Source organism: Bradyrhizobium vignae, from assembly GCF_900324035.1.
Classification (GTDB): Bacteria; Pseudomonadota; Alphaproteobacteria; order Rhizobiales; family Xanthobacteraceae; genus Bradyrhizobium; species Bradyrhizobium vignae.
Genome location: NZ_LS398110.1, coordinates 674,525 through 696,783, shown reverse-complemented (window position 1 = coordinate 696,783; position 22,259 = coordinate 674,525). Strand labels below are relative to the sequence as shown.

The 22,259-nt window shown below is 64.4% G+C and carries 21 protein-coding genes; 7 read left to right on the top strand and 14 right to left on the bottom strand.

All coding sequences use genetic code 11. The features are described from left to right. Positions 1-151: 151 nt before the first annotated feature. Complete coding sequence (locus BRAD3257_RS03320) at positions 152-1,546, top strand: peptidoglycan-binding protein (RefSeq protein ID WP_122400646.1); 1,395 nt, start codon at positions 152-154, stop codon at positions 1,544-1,546. Here the strand turns inward: BRAD3257_RS03320 and BRAD3257_RS03315 are convergent. The 7 genes from BRAD3257_RS03315 to BRAD3257_RS03285 form a co-directional block, all read right to left on the bottom strand. Continuing rightward, positions 1,543-2,823, bottom strand: a complete 1,281-nt coding sequence (locus tag BRAD3257_RS03315; protein ID WP_162500537.1) for an RNA polymerase sigma factor — start codon at positions 2,821-2,823, stop codon at positions 1,543-1,545. The genes BRAD3257_RS03320 and BRAD3257_RS03315 overlap by 4 nt on opposite strands. Positions 2,824-2,854: 31 nt before the next feature. Continuing rightward, positions 2,855-3,256, bottom strand: coding sequence for a YciI family protein (locus tag BRAD3257_RS03310; RefSeq protein WP_122400644.1), 402 nt, complete (start codon positions 3,254-3,256; stop codon positions 2,855-2,857). A 125-nt stretch (positions 3,257-3,381) separates the two neighbouring features. Then, a complete protein-coding gene (locus tag BRAD3257_RS03305) occupies positions 3,382-4,074 on the bottom strand; it encodes an AprI/Inh family metalloprotease inhibitor (RefSeq protein WP_122400643.1) in 693 nt (230 codons plus the stop codon). Then, entirely contained in the window at positions 4,074-5,063 is a 990-nt protein-coding gene (locus BRAD3257_RS03300; protein ID WP_122400642.1) for a 2-hydroxyacid dehydrogenase, read from the bottom strand. Before BRAD3257_RS03300 ends, BRAD3257_RS03305 begins: the two co-directional genes overlap by 1 nt. Continuing rightward, on the bottom strand, positions 5,063-5,881 hold the full coding sequence (locus BRAD3257_RS03295; protein ID WP_122400641.1) for an ABC transporter permease: 819 nt from the start codon (positions 5,879-5,881) through the stop codon (positions 5,063-5,065). The genes BRAD3257_RS03300 and BRAD3257_RS03295 overlap by 1 nt, the downstream gene beginning before the upstream one ends. Continuing rightward, on the bottom strand, positions 5,878-6,693 hold the full coding sequence (locus BRAD3257_RS03290) for an ABC transporter ATP-binding protein (RefSeq protein WP_122400640.1): 816 nt from the start codon (positions 6,691-6,693) through the stop codon (positions 5,878-5,880). The genes BRAD3257_RS03295 and BRAD3257_RS03290 overlap by 4 nt, the downstream gene beginning before the upstream one ends. Before the next feature lie 209 nt (positions 6,694-6,902). Next, the gene (locus tag BRAD3257_RS03285) at positions 6,903-7,925 is read right to left on the bottom strand and encodes an ABC transporter substrate-binding protein (protein WP_122400639.1); all 1,023 of its coding nucleotides are present in this window, start codon (positions 7,923-7,925) and stop codon (positions 6,903-6,905) included. 138 nt (positions 7,926-8,063) lie between these two features. Between BRAD3257_RS03285 and BRAD3257_RS03280 the strand changes: the two genes are divergently transcribed. The 3 genes from BRAD3257_RS03280 to BRAD3257_RS03270 all read left to right on the top strand — a co-directional run bounded on the left by BRAD3257_RS03280 (position 8,064) and on the right by BRAD3257_RS03270 (position 11,647). Further along, positions 8,064-8,870, top strand: coding sequence for a creatininase family protein (locus tag BRAD3257_RS03280; RefSeq protein WP_122406351.1), 807 nt, complete (start codon positions 8,064-8,066; stop codon positions 8,868-8,870). A gap of 140 nt (positions 8,871-9,010) precedes the next feature. Further along, positions 9,011-9,274, top strand: a complete 264-nt coding sequence (locus BRAD3257_RS03275) for a hypothetical protein (RefSeq protein WP_162500090.1) — start codon at positions 9,011-9,013, stop codon at positions 9,272-9,274. 441 nt (positions 9,275-9,715) lie between these two features. Further along, positions 9,716-11,647, top strand: coding sequence for a carbohydrate porin (locus BRAD3257_RS03270; RefSeq protein WP_244608066.1), 1,932 nt, complete (start codon positions 9,716-9,718; stop codon positions 11,645-11,647). Between the two features lie 8 nt (positions 11,648-11,655). On the opposite strand, the gene BRAD3257_RS03265 is transcribed toward BRAD3257_RS03270, so the two are convergent. Continuing rightward, on the bottom strand, positions 11,656-12,387 hold the full coding sequence (locus BRAD3257_RS03265; protein WP_122400636.1) for a sulfite exporter TauE/SafE family protein: 732 nt from the start codon (positions 12,385-12,387) through the stop codon (positions 11,656-11,658). A gap of 83 nt (positions 12,388-12,470) precedes the next feature. Further along, positions 12,471-12,872 carry a hypothetical protein gene (locus tag BRAD3257_RS40690; RefSeq protein ID WP_244608070.1) on the bottom strand — a complete coding sequence of 134 codons (402 nt, stop codon included), beginning with the start codon at positions 12,870-12,872 and terminating at the stop codon, positions 12,471-12,473. Positions 12,873-13,057: 185 nt separating this feature from the next. On the opposite strand from BRAD3257_RS40690, the gene BRAD3257_RS03255 reads away from it, so the two are divergent. After that, positions 13,058-14,341: a hemolysin family protein gene (locus BRAD3257_RS03255; RefSeq protein ID WP_122400635.1), complete on the top strand. Its 1,284-nt coding sequence runs from the start codon at positions 13,058-13,060 to the stop codon at positions 14,339-14,341. 27 nt (positions 14,342-14,368) lie between these two features. On the opposite strand, the gene BRAD3257_RS03250 is transcribed toward BRAD3257_RS03255, so the two are convergent. From BRAD3257_RS03250 to BRAD3257_RS03240, 3 genes are all read right to left on the bottom strand, one after another. Beyond that, positions 14,369-14,620, bottom strand: coding sequence for a PilZ domain-containing protein (locus BRAD3257_RS03250; RefSeq protein ID WP_122400634.1), 252 nt, complete (start codon positions 14,618-14,620; stop codon positions 14,369-14,371). Between the two features lie 101 nt (positions 14,621-14,721). Next, the gene (locus BRAD3257_RS03245; RefSeq protein WP_174221544.1) at positions 14,722-16,419 is read right to left on the bottom strand and encodes an FMN-binding glutamate synthase family protein; all 1,698 of its coding nucleotides are present in this window, start codon (positions 16,417-16,419) and stop codon (positions 14,722-14,724) included. 302 nt (positions 16,420-16,721) lie between these two features. Next, on the bottom strand, positions 16,722-17,495 hold the full coding sequence (locus tag BRAD3257_RS03240) for a ferredoxin--NADP reductase (RefSeq protein WP_122400633.1): 774 nt from the start codon (positions 17,493-17,495) through the stop codon (positions 16,722-16,724). 372 nt (positions 17,496-17,867) lie between these two features. Here BRAD3257_RS03240 and BRAD3257_RS03235 point away from each other — a divergent pair, with 372 nt between their 5' ends. Further along, entirely contained in the window at positions 17,868-18,671 is an 804-nt protein-coding gene (locus tag BRAD3257_RS03235) for an ATP-grasp domain-containing protein (RefSeq protein WP_122400632.1), read from the top strand. Between the two features lie 96 nt (positions 18,672-18,767). Here BRAD3257_RS03235 and BRAD3257_RS03230 read toward each other — a convergent pair whose 3' ends face one another. Continuing rightward, the gene (locus BRAD3257_RS03230; RefSeq protein ID WP_122400631.1) at positions 18,768-19,700 is read right to left on the bottom strand and encodes an amino acid ABC transporter substrate-binding protein; all 933 of its coding nucleotides are present in this window, start codon (positions 19,698-19,700) and stop codon (positions 18,768-18,770) included. A gap of 9 nt (positions 19,701-19,709) precedes the next feature. Beyond that, positions 19,710-21,008 carry a dicarboxylate/amino acid:cation symporter gene (locus BRAD3257_RS03225; RefSeq protein WP_122400630.1) on the bottom strand — a complete coding sequence of 433 codons (1,299 nt, stop codon included), beginning with the start codon at positions 21,006-21,008 and terminating at the stop codon, positions 19,710-19,712. A gap of 212 nt (positions 21,009-21,220) precedes the next feature. On the opposite strand from BRAD3257_RS03225, the gene BRAD3257_RS03220 reads away from it, so the two are divergent. Then, positions 21,221-22,222 (top strand): NADP-dependent oxidoreductase, encoded by a 1,002-nt coding sequence (locus BRAD3257_RS03220; RefSeq protein WP_122400629.1) that lies wholly within the window; start codon positions 21,221-21,223, stop codon positions 22,220-22,222. Positions 22,223-22,259: the final 37 nt, after the last annotated feature.

The following is a 22,259-nucleotide window of genomic DNA, read 5'->3' as shown; positions in this document are numbered from 1 at the left end:
TGTCAACGCTGTAAGCCATTTCACATGCGCCGGACCGGCGGACTGCCAGATTTTCCAGAGATCACGCTGCAGTCACGCGTCGATCACGCCAGCCGGTTCACTGTGGCTTGCACGGAGACTCGATAATTCAGTCAATTTGCGGGAGCGGAAAATGATCTCATTCGAGAGCTTGAAAAGCGAATATGAGCGGAATTGGGCCGGTCTCGAAATCCGAGCGGGACGCCTCACCGAAGCGAATGCCGTCGCCCGCAAGGCCCTCAACGGCAAGGCGACCTATCAGCAGATCGAGCGATTGACGGGCGTTCCCTGGTACTTCACCGCGCTCTGTCACTACCGCGAGTCCAACTTCGATTTCGACACGTATCTCGGCAACGGCGAGTCGCTGCATCGTGTGACCACCATCGTTCCGAAAGGGCGCGGTCCATTCGCCACCTTCGTGGACGGTGCCGTGGACGCGTTCAGGATCGAGAACTTCATCGGCGCGCAGGACTGGAGCATCGCGCGGATGCTGTTCCGGCTCGAGGCGTTCAACGGCTTCGGCTATCACGCCAAGGGCGTCAATTCGCCCTATCTCTACGGCGGCTCGACGCTGTACGGCCCGCCAGAGGCAAGGGCCGGAAAATTCGTCCGCGACCACGTGTTCGATTCCAGTCACGTCGATTCCCAGCTCGGCACCGCGGTGATCCTGCATGCGATGATGTCACAGGATTCCTCGATCACGCTCGACAGCGTCCCGCAATTCGCCGGCCGCACCGAGCCGGAGGACGATGTGGCCTCGACGGTCATCCTCATGCAGCAGGCGCTCAACAAGCTCGGCGCCAATCCGCCGCTCGCCGAGGACGGCATCAGCGGACCGAAGACCAGGACCGCCGTCTCGCAGTTTCAGCAGCAGCACGGCCTGAGGGATACCGGGCTGCTCGATGCCGCCACCGTCGCCGCGATCACGCGCGCGATGCAGCAGCCGGGCCCCGCCGCGCAGAACGGCGATCTGTCGCAAATCCTGAAGCGGCTGGAGGACCTCGCGCAAGTGCTGCGACCGTCGGCCGGCGGTGTGACGCTGCCAGCGACTGTGCCGGGCAACACTTTGCCTGCCACCAACGACCCGGTCAGCCTGTTCGAGCGGCTTTTCGCCCTCATCAACAAGACGGCGCCCGTGCCAGGACCAGTGAGCCCGACCAGTCCCGCCCCGGTCGATCAGCTGAAGCAGGTCGTCGACCTGCTCGGCACCCTGCTCAACAACGGCGGCGGCAAGCCCATGCTCGGCCAGGTCAACGGCGCACTCGGCGAGACCATCGGCAAGCTGCTCGACGGCAAGAAGACCGCGCTCGGGATCGGCGGCTCGCTGCTCACCGCGCTGCTCTCCTCGGTGACGGCGAGCCCCGATGCGGGCGGTCTTGCCGGTCTGCTCGGAACGATCGTGTCGGCCGTGCCCGGCCTTGGCCAGTTCGCGATGCCGATCTCGCTCGCGCTCACCGTCTGGGGCGTGCTCGGCAAGATGGAGAAATGGGCGCAAGGCACCGCACCGCCGCCGAAGGTGACGACCTAGATATTCTGAGTGTCGAGTGCCGCGGCGCGACGCTGCATCAGCGCGCGTTCGCGCCCGTTCGTCGCAAGATGCGCGGCGGCTTCAAACGCCTGTCGCGCCTCCGCGAGCCGCCCGAGCTTTTGCAGAAAATCGCCACGAACCGCCGGCAGATGATGATAGGTCGCCAGCGCTGGCGCGCCGGCGACGGCGTCCAGCACGTCGAGCCCGGCTTGCGGTCCCCAGGCCATGCCGACCGCGACCGCGCGATTGAGCTCGATGACCGGCGAGCGCACCAGCTGCGCCAATTCGGCGTAGAGCTGCGCGATGCGATGCCAATCGGTCTCGACGGCAGTCGCCGCTCTGACGTGACACGCCGCAATTGCAGCCTGAAGCGCGTAAAATCCTCCGGAGCCACCGAGCTCGGCGGCACATTCGAGCGAGCGGAGGCCGCGGCGGATCTGCACCCAATCCCAGAGCGCGCGATCCTGGTCCATCAGCAGAATGGGATCCCCATTCGCGTCGGTGCGCGCGCGTGTCCGCGCGGCATTCAAATCCATCAGCGCAACGAGGCCGTGAACCTCAGGCTCGTTCGGCGCCAGGCCTGCAAGCACGCGGCCCATGCGCAGCGCTTCGTCGCAGAGCTGCGGCCGCAGCCATTCCTCGCCGCGCGCCGCGAGATAGCCCTCGTTGAAGATGAGGTAGACGACCTCCAGCACCGAGGCCAGGCGCTCCGACAGAGCCTCACCACTCGGCGTCTCATAGGCGAGGCCGGAATTCGACAGCGTCCGCTTGGCGCGTACGATGCGCTGGGAGATGGTGGCTTCCGGCACGAGATAGGCGCGTGCGATCTCCGAGGTGGTGAGGCCGCAGATCATGCGCAGTGCCAGCGCCGCGCGAGCTTCGCGCGACAGGATGGGATGACAGGCGGTGAAGACCAGCCGAAGCAATTCATCGCCGATATCATCGTCGAGCGCGGCACCAAAATCGGGCACGATCTCCTGCTCCTGCAACAGGTCGCGCGCCAGCATGTCGTGCTTGTCCAACAGCATCCTGCCGCGGCGCAAGACATCGAGCGCGCGGCGCTTCGCGGTGGTCATGAGCCATGCGCCGGGATTGTCGGGAATGCCGAGGCTCGGCCAGGCCTCGAGCGCCGCAACGAGCGCGTCCTGGGTCAACTCTTCCGCAAGCGGCACGTCGCGCAGCATCCGCGACAGCGTCGCGATGAGCCGCGGCTGCACGATGCGCCAGGTTGCGTGAATCGTGGCACGGATGGCTTGATCGGTGTCGGCGACCGTCATCGCCGCCGACCGTTGCGCGCGGTGCCGTCCATCAGGCGTGCGCAGCCGCCTTCGCATTCACCTCGCAGGCGCCGTCGACGCCCGGCGTGGCGAAGGCCCGCAACTCGCAGGTGCCATCCCAGCCCGGCATGTGGTCGAGGTGCAGCTGCATGAACTCCTTGGCCATGGCCAGCGCTTCCGCCTTGTCGCGCAGCTCGAAGATGGCATAGCCGCCGACCACTTCTTTGGCCTCGATGAAGGGACCGTCGACGACGCTCAGTTCCCCGTCGACGATCCGCACCCGTGCGCCGGTCGCAAGTGGCATCAGGCCGCCATTGTCGATCATCCGGCCCGCCTTGATTTCCCGCTCGGAAATCTTCTGCATGGCCTCCATCAGCGCGGGGGTCGGACCTTTCATCGGCTGGCTGGAGGTGACGATGTACATGAAGCGCATGCAAAACTCCTGATAGGGCGAGACACGGCCGGTTCGGCCGCGCGATCAGCTCGCTATTGGGATGACGATCCAGCTGGTGCCGGATCGACATGGGCGCAGGAAAAATTGCAAGAACCGAAAGGCGCCTATTGACGCAGCATGATCAGGGGATCGGCGGTGTCGGGGACGCGCCGCCACTGCGCGTTGTCGTCGGCCTCGAACTGCCAGGCTTCGCCTGCTTTCGACATCAGGATGATCTGGCCGCGCTCGAGCCGCCATTGCGTCGGATTAAACTGCGCGATGGCGGGATCGCATTTCGGCTTGAGGAAGACCTGGAAATTGTCCGGGCCCGCTTCGGTGTTGGTCAGCGTCAACCCGCAGACCGGCTGGCCGTTGCCGCGCACCATCGACCAGTCGCCGATCATCTGGTCCATCGATTTGGCCATCGAACGCGCGGCGGCGAGGTCCTGCAGGATGTAGACGCCCTCACCCTGGCGCAGGCCCTCGAAGATGCCGGCCTCGACCTCGGTGAAGTCGATCACGGCTTCACCGGTCGCACCCTGCAAGCGAACGATGTCGAGGCCCTTCACGCTCCAGGCGACGATGTCCTTGGTGAAGGGCAGCGCCGTCTTGCAGGCCGGCTCCAGTTCCAGCTTGAATCCCTGGCCTGCGGCGTCACCTTTGAGCGTGACGACGCAGGTCTTGCTGCGCTCGGTGGTCGAGAGCTCCCACTGCCCGGGCATCTGCTTCTTCAGGGTCGTCGCATCCTGCGCATGCGCGATGCCGATCGCGGCCAAGCTGGTCGCGACGGCGAATGCGACGGCCCGAAGACTTCTCATCAGCGCCCCTTGAACGGCGTTTCGGCAACCGGCGTCAACGGCGCCTTGCCGGCGAACCAGGACTTGAGATTGTCGACGACGAGCTGGTCCATGGCGTTGCGGGTCACCACCGAGGCCGAGCCGATATGCGGCAGCAGCACGACGTTCTGCATGGTCTTGAGCTCGTCCGGCACGTTCGGCTCGGCCGCGAACACGTCGAGGCCGGCGGCGAGGATGGTGCCCGACTTCAGCGCCTGGATCAGCGCCGGCTCGTCGACCACGGAGCCGCGCGCGACGTTGATCAGCACGCCGCGCGGGCCGAGCGCCTTGAGCACCTCGGCATCGATCATCTTGTTGGTGGAGGCGCCGCCCGGCACGATCACCATCAGGGTGTCGACCGCCTGCGCCATCTCGATAAGATCGGGGTAGTGCTCGTAGGAGACGTCCTTGGACGGATTGCGCGAGTGGTAGACCACCGGCACCAGCGAGGCGTCGAGCCGGCGCGCGATGGCCTGCCCGATCCGGCCCATGCCGACGATGCCGACCTTGCGGTCGCGCAGCGAGCCGACGCTGAGCGGATAGTTCTGCGTCTGCCACAGCCCGGAGCGCACATAGCGATCAGCCTTGATGAACTCGCGCAAGGTGGCGATGAGAAGGCCCATCGCGACGTCGGCGACCTCCTCGGTCAGCACGTCGGGCGTGTTGGTGACGACGATGTTGTTCTCGGCCGCGTATTTGGCGTCGATGTGGTCGTAACCGACGCCAAAGCTCGCCACCATCTCCAGCTTCGGCAGCTGCGACAGCGAATCCCTGTCGGCACGCACGGTGTGATAGGTCACGGCGACGCCGCGGATCTTGTCGCGGACCGCCGGCGTCAGCCGCTCGAGGTCGCCGCGCGTCTCCGCCTTGTGCACGACGAAATGATCGGAAAAGCCATTCTCGAGGATCGGCCGCACCGGTCCATAAATCAAAAGATCGATCTTTTCGGACGAAATCGAACCGGCAGCCATCAGTTTTCCTTTCCAAGCGCGCTCTCATGCCAGCGCCGTAAAACGAGGTGCGAAACTAGCGCCAGCACCCCATAGATGACAATCCCGGCCAGCGACAACAAAAGCAGCGCGGCGAACATGCGGGGTATGTTCAAGCGGTAGCCTGACTCGGCGATCCTGTAGGCGAGCCCGGAGCCGGCGCCGGCCGTTCCGGCCGCGATCTCGGCCACGACCGCACCGATCAGCGACAGGCCGCCCGCGATGCGCAAACCGCCGAGGATGTAGGGCAGCGCCGCCGGCAGCTTGAGATAGCGCAGCGCTTGCTGTGGCGAGGCGCCGTAGAGCTGGAACAGCCCGGCGAGGTTGCGGTCGACCGAATTCAAGCCCAGCGTGGTGTTCGACAGCACCGGGAAGAAGGCGACGATGAAGGCGCAGACGACGACCGCGGTCTGCTGCTCCAGATAGATCAGCAGCAGCGGCGCGATCGCGATGACCGGCGTCACCTGGAGCACGACGGCATAGGGGAACAGCGAATATTCCAGCCATTTCGACTGGTTGAACACGAGCGCCAGCGCGATGCCGCCGATGCTGGCGGCGACGAAACCTTCGAGCGTGGTCAGAAGCGTGGTGGCGAGCGATTGTGACAGCACCGCCCAGTCCTTGATCAGCGTCAGGACGATGATGGAGGGCGCCGGCAGCACGTAAGGCGGGATCTCCTTGATGCGGACCACGAGTTCCCAGGCGAGGAGGCCGGCTGCGAACACGATGACGGGAAGCACGAAGCGCATCGCGGTTTGCAAGGCGGACGATCTCGGGGGCACGGGAGCTTGCGCGCTCATAGCGTCGACTGTCCCGAATAGGACGGCGCCAGCGCGGCCGACACCCTGCGGCAATAATCGGAATAGGCGGCCGAGGTGCGAAACTCCTCGCCGCGCGGCTCGACCGTCTCGATGCGGATGTCGGCCTGGATGCGGCCCGGCCGCGCGGTCATGACGACGACGCGCTGCGACAGATAGACGGATTCGAACACCGAATGGGTGACGAAGACGACGGTCTTTCGCAAGGACCGCCACAGCGCGAGCAGATCATTGTTGAGACGGAAGCGCGTGATCTCGTCGAGCGCCGCGAACGGCTCGTCCATCAAGAGAATATCGGGATCGGTGACGAGTGCGCGCGCCAGCGACACCCGCATCTTCATGCCGCCGGATAGTTCGCGCGGAAACGCGCCGGCGAAATCGGCGAGGCCGACGCTGGCCAGCGCCGCGTCGGCACGCGCGCGCCCCTCCGCCTTCGGCACGCCTGCGAGCTTCAAGGGCAGCCGCACGTTCTCACGCACGTTGGTCCAGGGCATCAGGGTGGGCTCCTGGAATACGAAGCCAATGCCGTGACCCGGCAACACCTCGCCCTCGTGCCGGGCCAGCCGCACCGTACCTGACGACGGCGCGCTGAGCTCGGCGATCAGCCGCAACACCGTCGACTTGCCGCAGCCGGACGGCCCCAGCAGCGAGATGAACTCGCCCTTGCGGACAGCGAGGTCGAACGGGCCAAGCGCCACGACGCCGTTGTCATAGACCTTCGTCACGCCACGCAGGCTGACGGCGAGCGCGGTCAGGCTGGCCTCGACGGCGGGCGAGGTTCTGCTCTCTACCATCGATCGCAGGCTGTTCTGGGGCTCGGTCGCGCCGCGTCTCGCACCTCTCCCCAACGGGGAGAGGTCGCGCCGAAGGCGCGGGTGAGGGGGCGCCGTTCCCACGCGTGAGCGTAACCGCTCACCCGCATCGCATCTAGCGATGCGATGCGACCTCTCCCTTCGGGAGAGGTGAACGATGCGGCTACGCCTCGGTTTGATCTCGGCATGCGCTACGGCTTGTTCGGGCGGAGCTCGACGCCGACGCCCTTGTTGACGAAGCGCAGCGTGTAGGATTTGCGGAAGTCGAGATCCGCCTTCACGACGCCGGCCTTGACCATCTTGTTGAAGAAGGAGGCATAGCGCTCGTCGCTCATGGCGCCGATGCCGTTCTTCAAGGAATCCCCGGAATCGACGATGCCGTGCTCCTTCATCTTGGCCACGGAATAGGCCAAAAGATCGTCGGTCATTTCCGGGTTGAGCTGCTTGATCAGGGCATTGCCGGCGGAATTGTCGCGGTAGATGTAATTGTACCAGCCGATCATGGAGGCATCGACGAAGCGCTGGACCAGGTCGGGCTTCTTCTCGACGATCTCGCGGCGGGTCTCGATCAGCGTCGAATAGGTGTTGAAGCCGTGATCGGCGAGCAGCAGCACGTTGGGCTTGAAGCCGGCGGCCTTTTCCACGGCAAACGGCTCGGAGGTGACGTAACCCTGCATCGCGCTCTTGGGATTGGCGATGAAGGGCTGCGGATTGAAATTATAGGGACGGACGTTCTTCTCGCTGAAGCCGTATTCGGACTTCAGCCATTGGAAGTAGCTGGTCATGCCCTCCTTGGAGACGAACAGCGTCAGCGGCTTGAGATCCTCGATCTTGCCGATCTTCGCGTCCGGATGGGTCAGCATCACCTGTGGATCCTTCTGGAAGATCGCGGCGATGGTGACGACGGGAACGTTGCTGGCGACCGCATCGAACGACATCAGCGTGTTCGCGGCCATGAAGAAGTCGATCTTGCCCGCGATCAGCAGCATCCGGTTGTTCTCGTTGGGACCACCGGGGACGATGGTGACGTCGAGCCCATACTTCTTGTAGGTGCCGTCGGCGACCGCCTGGAAGAAGCCGCCATGCTCGGCCTCCGCGACCCAATTCGTGCCGAAGGTGACCTTGTCGAGCGTCTCGGCCAGCGCGGGTGCAAAGGAGGCGAGAGCGGCCAACAAGCCCGCAATTAACGCTCGCCGCAGATGAAAGGGGGTCATGATGGCACTCCGTCGATCGTGGCTGGCCGATGTGAACGCAACGCGATAAAACCGCATGACATCAGGGGACGCGAGCCGGCCAGGCCCGCGTCCCCTCATACCCCAAATTACGTGACAAATTCGGGCAAGGAAACCTCGATGACGCCGCCCCGTGACTGGATCGACATCGACTGGGCTCATGCAGGCCCAGCGGAGGTGTCGCGCTGGATCGCGGTGCTGCCGCTGGCGGCGACCGAGCAGCATGGCCCGCATCTGCCTCTTACGACTGACGTGCTGATCGCGGACGCTTATCTGGCGCGTGTGCGCGAACTGTTGCCCGAAAGCGTTCCAGCCAGTTTCCTCCCCGTCGAGCCAATCGGGATTTCCACCGAGCATATCGACTATCCGGGCACGCAGACGCTGCCGACTGAAATTGCGCTGAAGAGATGGACCGGGATCGGCGAGGAGGTTGCACGCCGCGGCGTGAAGAAGCTCGTCCTCATCACCAGCCATGGCGGCAACAGCGCGGCGATGATGCTGGTCGCGCAGGATCTGCGCGCGCATCACAAGCTGTTCGTGGTGACGACCTCGTGGTCGCGGCTCTCTGCGGCGGAGAAATTGTTCCCGGCCGATGAAGTGCGCCACGGCATTCACGGCGGCGCGGTCGAGACCTCGATCATGCTGGCGCGCTATCCGGATCAAGTGCGCATGAATGCGATCGCGGATTTTCCCGCGAGCAGCATCGCGATGGAGCAGCAGTATCGCTGGCTGTCGACGCAGCGGCCGGCGCCATTCGCCTGGCAGGCGCAGGATCTCAACCCCAGCGGCGCCGTCGGCAATGCGACGCTGGCCCTGCCTGAGAAGGGCGAGCAGCTGCTCGATCAGGGCGCGCGCGCCTTTTGCGAGCTGCTGCGTGAGGTCGATAACTTCGACGTGAACAGGCTCGCCAGGGGCCCTCTCGGTTAGCGGACATCCTCCTGGATTCATTCAGGAAAGATCTGTTCTCGGCGGCCAAATCTCCGCTCTTCGAACCGAACGCGAAGAGCCTCCGTCCAACTGAGCACGCGGGCCACAACGGACCGCCTCAACCCCGGATGGAGTTTTACATGTCGATCAAGACCAAGATTGCCGCCGCAGCTCTCGCTGCCCTCGCTGTGACCGGCAGCATCGTGTCCACCACCTCCTCGGCCGAAGCCAAGCAGCCCGGCTGGGTTTGGGGTGTCGGCGCCGGCATCGCCACCGCCGCCGTCGTCGGCTCCGCGATCGCTGCCAGCAACGACCCCTATTATTACGGCTATCACCGCTGCGGCTGGGTCGCCCAGTACAACGCCTTCGGCCAGTACGTCGGCCGCGTTCGTACCTGCTACTGATTTGAGTACCTGAGGCCGATCTCACACGTGGATCCCGCGTCCGACACGGGCGCCTCATCCACCCCGTGTCGTGCCCCCGACCCGCCCGGCTGTCCCCCCGGGCGGGTCATCCTTTTTGCGCTGGGGAATTTGTTGCAGCCCCGTCACACAAGGGTGCGAACCATCACCTGCGGCAATCCGCGCTAATTGCTATTGCGAATTAATTGCAATAAGGTTCGCTGCACATGCAGGGACTTTGAGGGACTTTGGACGAAAGCGCGTCGAAACCGGATCATCTCGGCCGACGTGCGAAAGCACCGGGCCTGATGACAGGGCCGCCGCGAATCGGCAGGGATATCGCGGCGGGTGGACGACATTCGCGTTTTGGGGGCGTGCGTTTTGACGTTGAGAGGTCACCGTTACAGGTATTTGCGGACAGCCGCGGCAATCGCCTCGGGCGTGATGGTTTTTCCCGCCGTCAGCCGCGCGGCCGATCTGCCGCTGAAGGCGCCGCCGCTGAAAGCGGTCTATGACTGGACCGGCCTCTATATCGGCGCGCATGTCGGCGTCACCCGCGGCACGTCCTCGGCAACGCTGACCGATCCCACGCTTGCGACCGACAACAATGTGTTCACCGGCGCGACCGGCGGCGTCCAGGCCGGCTACAATTGGCGTTTCAATTCGGGCCTGCTGCTCGGCGTCGAAGGAGACATCTCGTTTCCGAACTATCTGCCCTCCAACCACGTCGTGTCATCGGCGGCGACTGCGCTGTCGGGTGCGGAGGAACGCTGGGACTATGTCGCGAGCCTGCGCGCGCGGCTCGGCTACGCCAATGGCAATTGGCTGTTCTACGCCACCGGCGGCGCGGCCTTCGCCGGCGAGCGTTTTCTTTCGACGCCGACCGGCGGCGTCGAAGAAAAAGTGCTGCACACGCGGTTCGGCTGGACCGCGGGTGGCGGCGTCGAATACGCCTTCGCGCCGCATTGGAGCGCGCGGCTCGAATATCTCTACAGCAAGTTCGAGAACGTGGGCGTCACCTTCCCCTCCGCCGCGCAATATTCGTCGTCGATGGATTTTCACAGCCTGCGGATCGGCCTCAATCGCAAGATCGACTGGCCGGGCGTGCCGACCTACAATCCAAAGTCGGATATCACCGATACCGAGTCGAATCGCTGGGAGATTCACGGCCAGTCGACCGCGCTGGGACAGGGCTATCCCGCGTTCCGCGCACCCTATACCGGTCCGAACAGCCTGATCCCGTCGCCGGATTTTCAGCAGACCTGGAGCAACTCGCTCTATCTGAATGCACGGCTGTGGGACGGCGGCGAAGTCTATTTCAATCCCGAGCTGCTGCAGGGCTTCGGCTTCAACAACACGACGGGTGCCGCCGGCTTCCCCAATGGTGAAGCGCAGAAGTCCGGCTTCCCCTATCCGCATTTCAACGCCTCCCGGCTGTTCGTGCGCCAGACCTTCGGCTTCGGCGGCGAGCAGGAGGAGCTGGCGAGCGGCCAGCTGCAGCTTGCCGGCAAGGTCGACGTCTCGCGCCTGACCTTGCAGGTCGGCAAGTTCTCCGTGGTGGACGTGTTCGACGGCAATTCCTACGCGCATGATCCGCGCAAGGATTTCATGAACTGGTCGATCTGGGCCTCCGGCGCGTTCGACTATGCCGCCGACAAGCTCGGCCTCGGCTATGGCGCCACGGCCGAATTGAACCAGAAGCAATGGGCGTTGCGCGCGGGCTATTTCCTGATCGGCGCGGAGTCGAACTCCAACAATTTCGACATGAACGTTGGCCGGCGCGGCGAATATGTGATGGAGCTGGAGACGCGCTATTCGCTGTTCGGCCAGCCGGGCAAGCTGCGCACGCTAGGTTTCGTCAACAGCGCTTTCGCCGGCAGCTATCGCGAGACGCTGGACAATCCCGCGTTCGGCGTGGATATCAGCCAGACTCGCCGCGGCCGTATCAAATATGGATACGCGTTCAACCTCGAACAGGCCATCACCGACGACATCGGCGTGTTCGGCCGCTGGAGCTGGAATGACGGCCGCAACGAGATCATGACCTTCACCGACATCGATAGCAGCCTATCCGGCGGCGTCTCGGTCAAAGGCACCAAATGGGGCCGGCCCGACGACGTCGTCGGCATCGCCGGCGCCATCAATGCGCTGTCGCAGGACCATCGCGACTTCATCGCCGCCGGCGGTCTCGGGCCGCTGATCGGCGACGGCCGCCTCAACTATCGCCGCGAACGCGTGCTGGAGGCCTACTACGCCTACGCGCTGAACAAGGCGCTGACCTTCACCGCCGACTACCAGCTCATCGTCAATCCCGCCTACAATGCCGATCGCGGCCCGGTATCGGTGTTTTCAGGACGGCTGCACGGGGAGTTCTGAGCGGCGGCTCAGAACAGCACCGCGGCGCCCGAGACGAACAGCAGCGCCAGCACGATCTTGCGGAACGTGGCCTCATCGATCCGGCCGAACAGCTTCAGCCCACTCCACGTTCCGACGAACAGGAACGGCAGGCCGAGCGCAAACAGCTTCGCCGTGTCGAGTGAGAGCGCCCCCTTGGCGCCCAGCCAGAGCGCCGCCATGACGAACACCACGACTGCGACCGGCTGGAATGTGGCACGCTGCACGTCCTTGGGCAGACCGCGCAGATTGCACCAGATGGTGACGACGATGCCGGCAAGACCTGCCAGCCCGCCAAGCAGGCCGTTGACGAAGCCGACCGCGATGTCGGCGGCCGGCGTCACGGTGCCCACGAGCTTGAGCTGCGGCCGGAAGAATGCATAGAGACTATAGGCGATCAGAATTGCGCCAACCGCGATGCGGACACTCTTCGGATCAGCCCAGGTCAGAAGCGACACCCCGGCCGGCACGCCGATGACTGCACCGGCGATGAAAGGCCAGAGTCGGCGCCAGTCGAGCGCAGCGCGCAGCTTCCAGACCGAATAGCCCTGGACGAGAAGACCGAAGCCGACGATCAGGCTGGCGCTCTGAAGCGGCGTCAGCACGTAGAGCCATAGCGAAGCCGCGATGAGACCGAAGGCGAAGCCGGAAAGGCCGGCAACGAAGGCGCCGGCGAAGGTGGCAAGCAGGAAAAGCGGAAGCTCGGTGGCGATCCCGTCCATTGCTCGCTCCATGAATCAGCGAGCAGCGCTTGCGTGGGATCACCACTTCACGGGGAGGCTGCGACATCCCCGGGGCTGCGAGCCTAGATGAAATCGCCTCCGCTCACAACGGACTCTACGCCGCCCGGATCGCGTCCAGGAATTTTCCGACCTCGCTCTTGAGACGCGTGCTCTCGCCGGACAGCGATCTGGCCGACGCGAGCACGTTGGGGGAGGCCGATCCGGCCTGGCTCGTGCCGCGCAGCGTCGCGCACGCCATAGAAAATCTGGATCGCCGGCACGATCACGGTCGCCAATTCGTCGGCGTTGGTGCCGTACTTGCCGTCGCTTCGGGCTGCGGGAATCTCCTTGTCCACGGCAGCCGCGGCCTTACCGAAATAGGATTCGGTTGCCGCCTTCATAGCGGTCGCGATCCGGGGCGGATTTCCGAGCTGGTCGATGCCGGCCTCGATGCGCTTGCGGCCGGCCTCCACGCGCCCCTGCATGCGATCCATCAGCGAGAGTTCGGCCGCGGTGAGCGGGCGGCGTGATCGTGAAGGACGGTGAAAACGCCCCCGCGCGGGGTTCCCCGAGGGCCGGATGCGCAGAATTGCCGGCACCTCCCCACCGAATACCTATATCAATGGCGTGCGCCGCCATCCGGCCACTCTTACTTACCTCCGGAATGTCAATGCTCTCGCTGGAACTCGTCATCGTCGTCGTCCTGATCGTCATCAACGGCCTGCTCTCCATGTCCGAACTGGCGGTGGTGTCGTCGCGTCCGGCGCGGCTGTCGCTGCTCGCGGCCAAGGGCGTGCGCGGCGCCGAGCGGGCGCTGACGCTGGCGGCTGATCCCGGCAAGTTCCTGTCGACAGTGCAGATCGGCATCACGCTGGTCGGCGTGCTCTCCGGCGCGTTCTCGGGCGCGACACTCGGGCAGCGGCTGACGCAATGGCTGCTCGAGCTCGGCCTCTCCTCAGGGCTTGCCGACATCGTCGGGGTCGGCATCGTGGTCACGTTGATCACCTACGCCACCTTGATCGTCGGCGAGCTGGTGCCGAAGCAGGTCGCGCTGCGCGACCCCGAAAGCATCGCAGTCCGGGTCGCGCCCGCCATGCACGCGCTGGCGAAGATATCGCTGCCGCTCGTCTTTCTGCTCGACGTCTCCGGCAAGCTGATCCTCACGCTGCTCGGCCGCGGCGGCAAGGCCGAAGAGAAGGTCTCGGAGGACGAGATCCATCATCTCGTCAGCGAGGCCGAGAGCGCGGGCGTGCTCGAGCCCGGCGAGAAGGAGATGATCGCCGGCGTGATGCGGCTCGGCGACCGGCCGGTCGGCGCGGTCATGACGCCGCGTACGGAGGTCGACGAGATCGACCTGAACGACGATCCGGCCGCCATCCGCGAGATCATCGCCAAGAGTCCGCATTCGCGCTTCCCCGTCTCCGACGGCGACCGCGACAGGCCGATCGGCGTGCTCCAGGCCAAGGACCTGCTGGTTGCCTATATGAACGAACGTAACCCGGACCTGCGTGGACTCGTGCGCGAGGCGCCCGGCATCCCGGTGTCGGCAGATGCGCGCGACGTGCTGACCATCCTGAAAGCGGCTCCGGTTCACGTCGGTTTCGTCTATGACGAATACGGCGCCTTCGAAGGCATGGTGACGGCCGCCGACATCCTCGAGTCGATCGTCGGCGCCTTCCATTCCGAGGAAGGACCGCCCGAGCCGGCCTTCATCAGGCGCGCCGACGGCTCACTGCTGATCTCCGGCTGGATGCCGGTCGACGAATTCGGCGAGCTGCTCGGCGTCGAATTGCCGCCGCACCGCTACAACACGGTCGCAGGCCTCGTGCTGCAACAGTTCAATGCGCTGCCCAATGTCGGCGACGCCTTCGATTTTTCCGGCTGGCACATCGAGGTGGTCGATCTCGACGGGCGGAGGATCGACAAGATCCTGGCGAGCCGGCGCGGCGAGTAGGCGGCGGCGTGGACAAACTCGCTCCGGCTAACTCGACCCTCGCCCGAAGCTCACGCCGATCCGCTTTTCCTTGCGCCAGATTACGGTGCAGGGCAGATGTCGTCCGTCGGACTGGACGAACAGGGTGAACTGCTCGGGGATACCGACGGGGCTCGTCACGTCGAGCGCAGCGCCCCCGCTCGAAAAGTTACGGACGGTGCAATCGATCGCGCCGCCGCCGAATTCGATCGTTGCGGCCTTCAGCACGCGTTGCCTGCCATCGTTGCGTCGCTCGTTCATGCCCCCAATTTACACGCAAAGCTGACACAAACGTTAAGATCTCCTCGCTCCGGGGAAATTTGCACCGGGATAGCCGGCGGAATCATGCGGCGGAGCTGCGCTCACAGCGCGGGCTGGAACGTCTCGGCACGCGCCATCCGCCAACCGTCGTGGAAGCGCGGATCTTCCGTACCCTCGAGCAGTTCGCCCGGGCGCAGCGCGGGATACAGCTGGGCGAAGGACTTCACCTGGGTCGTCGACGTCCGTTGGCTGAAATGGATCGGCCGCAACTGCTGCGGGTGTTCGAGGCCGGCCGCGGCGATCAGCTCGGTCAGCGATTGCAGGGTCGCATGGTGATAATTGTGCACGCGGTCGATCTTGAGCGGCACGTAGAGCGCGCGCGCCCGCGTCGGGTCCTGCGTCGCCACCCCGGTCGGGCAGCGGTCGGTGTGGCAGCTCAGCGACTGGATGCAGCCGAGCGAGAACATGAATCCGCGCGCCGAATTGCACCAATCGGCACCGATCGCCATCGCGCGCGCCATGTCGAACGCGGTGGCGATCTTGCCGGAGGCGCCGATCTTGATGCGGTCGCGCGCATTGATGCCGACCAGCGCGTTGTGGACGAAATTGACGCCCTCGCGCATCGGCATGCCCAGATGATCCATGAACTCCAGCGGAGCGGCGCCGGTGCCGCCCTCATTGCCGTCGACGACGATGAAGTCGGGATAGATCCCGGTCTCGATCATCGCCTTGCAGATCGCCAGGAATTCCCAGGGATGGCCGATGCACAGCTTGAAGCCGGCCGGCTTGCCGCCGGAGAGGCGGCGCATCTCCGCGATGAACTGCATCATGCCGATAGGCGTGGAGAAGACCCGGTGCGAGGCCGGCGAGATGCAGTCCTCGCCCATCGCCACGCCGCGGATTTTCGAGATCTCCTCCGAGACCTTGGCCGCCGGCAGCACGCCGCCATGGCCGGGCTTGGCGCCCTGGCTGATCTTGAGCTCGACCATCTTGATCTGGTCGTCGCTGGCGACGCGCGCGAACGCCTCGGGGTCGAAGGAGCCGTCGAGGTGACGGCAGCCGAAATAGCCTGAGCCGATCTCCCAGATGATGTCGCCGCCCATCTCACGGTGATACGGGCTGACGCCGCCCTCGCCGGTGTCGTGCGCGAAGCCGCCCTTCTTGGCGCCGGCGTTCAGGGCCCGCACCGCATTCGGGCTGAGCGCGCCGAAGCTCATCGCCGAGATGTTGAACACCGAGGCCGAATAGGGCTTTGCGCACTCCGGCCCACCGATCACGACACGGAATTTTTCCTTGGCATGCGGCTTCGGCGAGACCGAGTGATGCATCCACTCGTAACCCTCGCGATAGACGTCCTCCTGGGTGCCGAACGGACGCTTGTCGAGCTCCATCTTGGCGCGCTGATAGACCACCGCGCGGGTGTCGCGCGAGAACGGCATGCCGTCCTTCTCGCTCTCGAAGAAGTACTGCCGCATCTCGGGCCGGATTTCTTCGAGCAGGAAGCGGATGTGCGCGGAGATCGGGTAGTTGCGCAGCACCGCGTGGCTCTTCTGCAAGAGATCGCGGATGCCGAGCAGCGTCAGCCCGCCGAAGATCAGGATCGGGACCAGCAGAATGTCGAAGATCTTGCGGTCGACGATGCCGATGCCGATCAAGAGCGCGGTGACGACCGCGCAGATCGTCAGCACGATGAAGCGCGGCGAGAAGGGCAGCAGCAGGGTTTCCAGGATCCCCTCTTCCGCCAGCGGCAGACGTTTCGGAGCTTCCTGCGTCTTGTTGTCGTCGGCCACGATTCCCATCCTCTCGCCAGCATGAGGCGGTACGATACGCCTTTGCCTGTCATACGGATATGACGCGGCCCCTGTTTCAGGCTAGCGAATTCGGCCGAGACAAATCAATCAGCCCGATGGACGGGTTTTGCGGTGCAGCAGAGGGACGGGGCTGGGTTAGCCTGCAAGCGGCCGCAAGCCAGGAGGTGTCCCGGGCAAGCGTAAGCGCAGACCCGGGATCCAGAATACAACACCATACGATGCGCGAGATGGGCCCCGGCTCTGCAGCGCAGCGCTGAAAGACGCTGCGTCCGGGGCACGAGGCGTGGCGCTTACCGCTCGACGAAGGCCTTCTCGATCACGAAATGGCCGGGCTTGTTGCCGCTTCCTTCGACGAAACCGCGGCTCTCGAACATCGCCTTCAGCTCTTCGAGCATCGCCGGGCTGCCGCACATCATGATGCGGTCGGTTGCGATATCGAGCGGGCCTTGGCCGATATCGTTGAAGATCTGCTCGGAGTTGATGAGGTCGGTGATGCGGCCGCGGTTCCTGAACGGCTCGCGGGTCACGGTCGGGTAGTAGACGAGCTTGTCCGCGAGCAGCTCGCCGAACAGCTCATCCTCGCGCAAGGTCGCGACGAGCTTCTCGCCATAGGCGAGCTCGGAGACCTGGCGGCAGCCATGCACCAGCACGATCGATTCGAACTGGTCGTAGACCTCGGGGTCCTTGATCAGGCTGGCGAAGGGCGCGAGGCCCGTGCCGGTCGAGAGCAGCATCAGCCGCTTGCCGGGAAGCAGATTGTCGGTGATCAGCGTGCCGGTCGCCTTGCGGCCGACCAGGATGGTGTCGCCTTCCTTGATCTTCTGCAGGCGCGAGGTCAGCGGGCCGTCCTGCACCTTGATCGAGAAGAACTCGAGCTGTTCCTCGTGATTGGCGCTCGCCATGCTGTAGGCGCGCAGCAGCGGGCGGCCGTCGATCTCCAGGCCGATCATGGCGAACTGGCCGTTCTGGAACCGGAAGCCGGTATCGCGCGTGGCCCGGAAGCTGAACAGCGTGTCGGTCCAGTGGTGGACGGAAAGAACCTTCTCTCGGTAAAACGCGCTCATGATTTTCGATATTCCGAATAACTGCGGTTTTAGTGCAAAAGCGTTGCCCGGCCCTGAAAACGGGCGGTCACCATTGCCATGGCGGAGGATTTCGCGTGTGTGATCTACGCCATTGAGACCAATAATCAACCTCGTTTCGGATGCAATTGATGCCGATCAAACCGGCATTTGCGGCAGAACTGGCCACATCATTAATGAATCTGCTGCCGGACAGGCGCGGAGGGCAATTTCTTTCCTCCCTGATGCGTGGTCGGAGCACTTAATTTCCGTCGCGCTCGCGAGAATTTCATTAAGAATAGCTCTGATTTTCATCCCGATTGGCGCCGCTTCCCGCATTTTTGCGGCTTTTGGCGACAGGAGCGACGAAGGACCATGGCAAGCGGCGAGCGAATCTTCGTTCAGGCGATCAGGCGCTATTGTGCGGACCGCGGCATTGCAGTCGATGTCCGCTCCGGCGGCTGGCTGATCGCGATGCGGCGGGGACCGAAGCGCCACTTCGCCTTCGGCTACGACATCGGCCTCAACAGCGCCATCGCGCACCGCCTCGCCAACGACAAATCGGCCACCGCGGAGGCGCTGGCGCTGGCGGACGTGCCCTGCGTTCCCCATCGACTCTTCCTCAACCCGAGGCTGGGCAAGGATGTCGTTGGTGCCGCCTGGCGAGAGGCAATGGTTGGGCTGCTTCAGAACCATCCGCACGGCGTGGTGGTGAAGCCGAACGAGGGGACATCGGGGCGCTCGGTGTTCAAGGTGACGACGGAGGCGGAGCTGGACCACGCCGCCAGCGAGGTCTTTTCGATGAGCACAGGGCTCGTGATCTCGCCCTATATCGCCATCGAGGAGGAGGTCCGCGTGGTGCTGCTCGATGATGTTCCCCAAGTCGTCTACAGCAAGCAGCGTGGCTCGGATTGGCGGCACAATCTCGATGCCGGCGCAAAGCCGGTGCTGCTCGCGGACGGCGAGCTTCGCGCGGCTTGCGTGAAGCTCGCGAGCGATGCCGCGCGCGCCATCGGTATTGCTTTCGCGTCGATCGACGTGGTCCATGCCGACGGCAAATGGAAAGTGCTCGAGATCAATTCCGGCGTGATGATGGAGGCGCTGGGCAAACTGCATCCGGAGCTGGTGCAGGCGACGTATGACGCGGCGCTTGATCGGGTGTTTGGGGGAAGCCGCTGAGCGCCACGTGCACGCTGCAATCCCTTCTCCCCTCGTGGGCCGACGAGGGGGAGGGGTGAACCGAGATCACCGCGCGAGCGTTACAACAACATCCCCCTAATTATTGCCGCTGGGCGAATCGTCCATGGCCTTGAAGGCCTCTTCCAGTTGCAGCGAGATCGGCACGTTCAGGCGTTCGCCCGTGGGGAGCCTCGCGGTGAACCATTTGTTGTAGAGCGGGACGAGGTCACGGTTGGAGCCGAGCTTGCGGAAGGCGCGCTCGACCACGGCGGAAAGTTGCGGCTCGCCTTTCCTGAACATGATGCCGTAGGGGTCGTAGGACAGATAGTCCCCGACCACGCGAAAATATTCCTGTGCCTTGTGGCGGGCGATCAGGCCGTAGAGCAGGATGTCGTCGGTCGCGAACGCATCCGCCTTGCCGTCGGCTACCATCCGGAACGACTGCTCGTGATCCGGCGCGGTGACGATGTTGAGGCCGAGCGAGAGCTTCTTGTCGACGGCGTGCATCGCCTGCTCGTTGGTCGTGCCCTTGGTCACCACCACGGTCCTGCCCTTCAAATCTGCGACACCGGAAACAGCCGCTCCCTTCGGCACCATCAGCTTGGTGCCGGCGACGAACATCAGCGGCGAGAAGGCGACGCGCTTGCCGCGCTCGGCATTGGCGGTGGTCGAGCCGCATTCGAGGTCGATCTTGTTCTGGAGCACGGCGTCGATCCGGTCGTCCGAGGTGACCTTGACGTACTCGATTCTGAGATTGGGATCGTCGACCTCGACGCCGATCTCCTCGACGATGGCCTCGCAGAGCTCGAGGCTATAGCCGATCGGACGGCCGGACTGATCGAGGAAGGAGAACGGCGGCGAGCTCTCGCGATAGCCGAGCCGCACGGCGTGCGCTGTCTTGATAGCCGAAAGGGTCGGGCTGAGCCCTTCGCTGCCGCCGGTCTGTGCGGCCGCCGAGGTCGCGAGCAACGATGCTGCTGCGACCCAGAGGACGCCGCCGATCACTGACCTCGCCAGTGCCTGGCCCATGGTTCACCCCTAACCATGGCCGGCCATGGCAGGCACTTCGCCCGGCACCATGTCGTCGGGCACGGCGTCGTCCGGCCCCATCGCATGCTCGGGCCCAAGCTCGCCTTCCCACTTCGCCACGACCGAGGTCGCCAGCGTGTTGCCGATCACGTTGGTGGCGCTGCGACCCATGTCGAGGAAGGTGTCGATGCCCATGATCATCAAGAGGCCCGCCTCGGGGATGTTGAACTGCGCCAGGGTCGAGGCGATCACCACGAGGGAGGCGCGCGGCACGCCGGCGACGCCCTTCGAGGTGATCATCAGCGTCGCCAGCATCGCGAGCTGGGTGCCGAGCGGCATGTCGATGTGATAGCTCTGCGCGATGAAGACGGCCGCGAAAGTGCAGTACATCATCGTGCCGTCGAGATTGAAGGAATAGCCGAGCGGCAGCACGAAGCTCGAGATTCGCGACGAGGCGCCGAAGCGGTTGAGCGCCTCGAGCGTCTTCGGATAGGCTGCCTCGGAGCTCGCGGTCGAGAACGCGATCATCAACGGCTCACGAACCAGCTTCAAGAGATGGCTGTAGCGCGGACCGATGACGATGAAGCCGACGATGACCAGGATGGTCCACAGGATCGCCAGCGAGAGATAGAAGCCGCCCATGAACACGACGAGCTTCCAGAGCACCAGGAGGCCGTTCTTGGCCACTGTTGCGGTGATCGCGGCCCACACCGCGAGCGGGGCGAACAGCATGACGTAGGCTGTCACCTTCAGCATGATGTGGCCGATGTCGTCGATCATCGCCAAGATCGGCTTTGAACGTTCGGGCATGGAGCCCATCGCCACCGAGAAGAACACGGCGAAGATCACGATCTGCAGGATCTCGTTCTGCGCCATCGCATCCGCGATCGAGGTCGGGATCAGATGGGTCAGGAACTTCTCGATGGAGAAGGCCGAGACCGGCAGGCCGGTCGATTGACCCGCCTGCGGCAGCGTGCCGGGGAAGTTGGCGCCGGGCTGCAGCAGATTGACCATGATCAGGCCGAGCAGCAGCGAGATGAAGGAAGCGCTGATGAACCAGCCCATGGTCTTGGCGAAGATGCGGCCGAGCTTGGAGCCCGAGCCCATATGGGCGATGCCGCCGACCAGGGTCGCGAACACCAGGGGCGCGATGATCATCTTGATCAGGCGCAGGAACATCATGGCGATCAGGTTGATGGAGGACGCCCAGTCGGCGCGCGTGTCGGGCAGGAAATTGTAGATCGCCGAACCCATGATGATGCCGAGCACCATCGCCGTCAGAATGTATTGCGTGAACCTGTTGGACATCGCTTACCCCCACATACGCCGACGCTTCATGATGTCGCAGATATCCGAGCGACGCAACACGCTTTGCGTGCGACCGCGTTTTCACGATGTTCCCGTTGTGAAACGGGATGCGGCGATCTAGCCTTCATGCAGCGCACAACACATGCGGCCTGCACGTTTTGTTTGCGGCGACTGCATCAGTGATCGGCAGGACAATCAAAGAGGGAAACGCCATGAGCGGACATATCAATCGCCAGATTCTGCTGGTGGAAAAACCCAGCGGCAAGCTCGGCCCCGAGCATTTCAAGATGCTGGAGAGCACAGTGCCGGAACCGAAGGACGGCGAGGCCCTGCTGCGCGTGCGTTACATCTCGCTCGACGCCGCCAACCGCGCGTGGATGCACGGCGCGACCTATCGCTCCGCCGTCGAGGCCAACAGCGTGATGGCCGGCGGCGCCATCGCGGAGGTCGTGAGCTCGAAGGCCGAGGGGCTGGCGCCCGGCGACATCGTGTTCGGTGACACCGGCTGGCAGGAATTTGCCGCGGTGCCGGCAAAGCATCTCACCAAGATGCCGAAGCTCGAGCCGATGACCCATCTGCTCAGCGTGTTCGGCATCGCCGGCCTCACCGCCTATTTCGGTCTCCTGGAGATCGGCAAGCCCACGGAAGGCGAGACGGTCGTGGTTTCTGCGGCCGCGGGTTCGGTCGGCTCGATCGTCGGGCAGATCGCGAAGATCAAGGGATGTCGCGTGGTCGGCATCGCCGGTGGCACTGATAAGTGCAACTGGCTGACCTCCGAGCTCGGCTTCGATGCTGCCGTGGACTATAAGGACGGCGCGGTGTTCAAGGCGCTGCGCGGCGCCGCCCCCGACGGCATCGACATCTATTTCGACAATGTCGGCGGCGACATTCTGGAAGCCTGCCTGCCGCAGATGAACAATTACGGCCGCATCGCCTGCTGCGGCGCGATCTCGCAATATGACGGCACGCCCGCCGCGCACGGCCCGCGCGGCGTGCCCGGGCTGATCGTGGTGAAGCGGCTCGTCATGCAGGGCTTCATCGTGATGGATTACATGAAGGAGAGCCAGCGCGCGCTCGCCGACCTGCAAGCCTGGGTCAAGTCCGGCAAGCTGAAGGTGCAGGAGGACATCATCGACGGGCTCGAGAATGCGCCGAAAGCGCTGATCGGGCTCCTCGCGGGCGAGAACCGCGGCAAGCGCATGGTGAAACTGTAGCGTCGCCCCACAGCGCCGTCCTTCGACACAATCTGCT

What these genes read in the sequence shown, in the direction of transcription:
- BRAD3257_RS03320 (WP_122400646.1), top strand. Translation starts at nt 152, where the DNA reads ATGATCTCATTCGAGAGCTTGAAAAGCGAATATGAGCGGAATTGGGCC.
- BRAD3257_RS03315 (WP_162500537.1), bottom strand. Translation starts at nt 2,823, where the DNA reads ATGACGGTCGCCGACACCGATCAAGCCATCCGTGCCACGATTCACGCA.
- BRAD3257_RS03310 (WP_122400644.1), bottom strand. Translation starts at nt 3,256, where the DNA reads ATGCGCTTCATGTACATCGTCACCTCCAGCCAGCCGATGAAAGGTCCG.
- BRAD3257_RS03305 (WP_122400643.1), bottom strand. Translation starts at nt 4,074, where the DNA reads ATGAGAAGTCTTCGGGCCGTCGCATTCGCCGTCGCGACCAGCTTGGCC.
- BRAD3257_RS03300 (WP_122400642.1), bottom strand. Translation starts at nt 5,063, where the DNA reads ATGGCTGCCGGTTCGATTTCGTCCGAAAAGATCGATCTTTTGATTTAT.
- BRAD3257_RS03295 (WP_122400641.1), bottom strand. Translation starts at nt 5,881, where the DNA reads ATGAGCGCGCAAGCTCCCGTGCCCCCGAGATCGTCCGCCTTGCAAACC.
- BRAD3257_RS03290 (WP_122400640.1), bottom strand. Translation starts at nt 6,693, where the DNA reads ATGGTAGAGAGCAGAACCTCGCCCGCCGTCGAGGCCAGCCTGACCGCG.
- BRAD3257_RS03285 (WP_122400639.1), bottom strand. Translation starts at nt 7,925, where the DNA reads ATGACCCCCTTTCATCTGCGGCGAGCGTTAATTGCGGGCTTGTTGGCC.
- BRAD3257_RS03280 (WP_122406351.1), top strand. Translation starts at nt 8,064, where the DNA reads ATGACGCCGCCCCGTGACTGGATCGACATCGACTGGGCTCATGCAGGC.
- BRAD3257_RS03275 (WP_162500090.1), top strand. Translation starts at nt 9,011, where the DNA reads ATGTCGATCAAGACCAAGATTGCCGCCGCAGCTCTCGCTGCCCTCGCT.
- BRAD3257_RS03270 (WP_244608066.1), top strand. Translation starts at nt 9,716, where the DNA reads ATGGTTTTTCCCGCCGTCAGCCGCGCGGCCGATCTGCCGCTGAAGGCG.
- BRAD3257_RS03265 (WP_122400636.1), bottom strand. Translation starts at nt 12,387, where the DNA reads ATGGACGGGATCGCCACCGAGCTTCCGCTTTTCCTGCTTGCCACCTTC.
- BRAD3257_RS40690 (WP_244608070.1), bottom strand. Translation starts at nt 12,872, where the DNA reads ATGCAGGGGCGCGTGGAGGCCGGCCGCAAGCGCATCGAGGCCGGCATC.
- BRAD3257_RS03255 (WP_122400635.1), top strand. Translation starts at nt 13,058, where the DNA reads ATGCTCTCGCTGGAACTCGTCATCGTCGTCGTCCTGATCGTCATCAAC.
- BRAD3257_RS03250 (WP_122400634.1), bottom strand. Translation starts at nt 14,620, where the DNA reads ATGAACGAGCGACGCAACGATGGCAGGCAACGCGTGCTGAAGGCCGCA.
- BRAD3257_RS03245 (WP_174221544.1), bottom strand. Translation starts at nt 16,419, where the DNA reads ATGGGAATCGTGGCCGACGACAACAAGACGCAGGAAGCTCCGAAACGT.
- BRAD3257_RS03240 (WP_122400633.1), bottom strand. Translation starts at nt 17,495, where the DNA reads ATGAGCGCGTTTTACCGAGAGAAGGTTCTTTCCGTCCACCACTGGACC.
- BRAD3257_RS03235 (WP_122400632.1), top strand. Translation starts at nt 17,868, where the DNA reads ATGGCAAGCGGCGAGCGAATCTTCGTTCAGGCGATCAGGCGCTATTGT.
- BRAD3257_RS03230 (WP_122400631.1), bottom strand. Translation starts at nt 19,700, where the DNA reads ATGGGCCAGGCACTGGCGAGGTCAGTGATCGGCGGCGTCCTCTGGGTC.
- BRAD3257_RS03225 (WP_122400630.1), bottom strand. Translation starts at nt 21,008, where the DNA reads ATGTCCAACAGGTTCACGCAATACATTCTGACGGCGATGGTGCTCGGC.
- BRAD3257_RS03220 (WP_122400629.1), top strand. Translation starts at nt 21,221, where the DNA reads ATGAGCGGACATATCAATCGCCAGATTCTGCTGGTGGAAAAACCCAGC.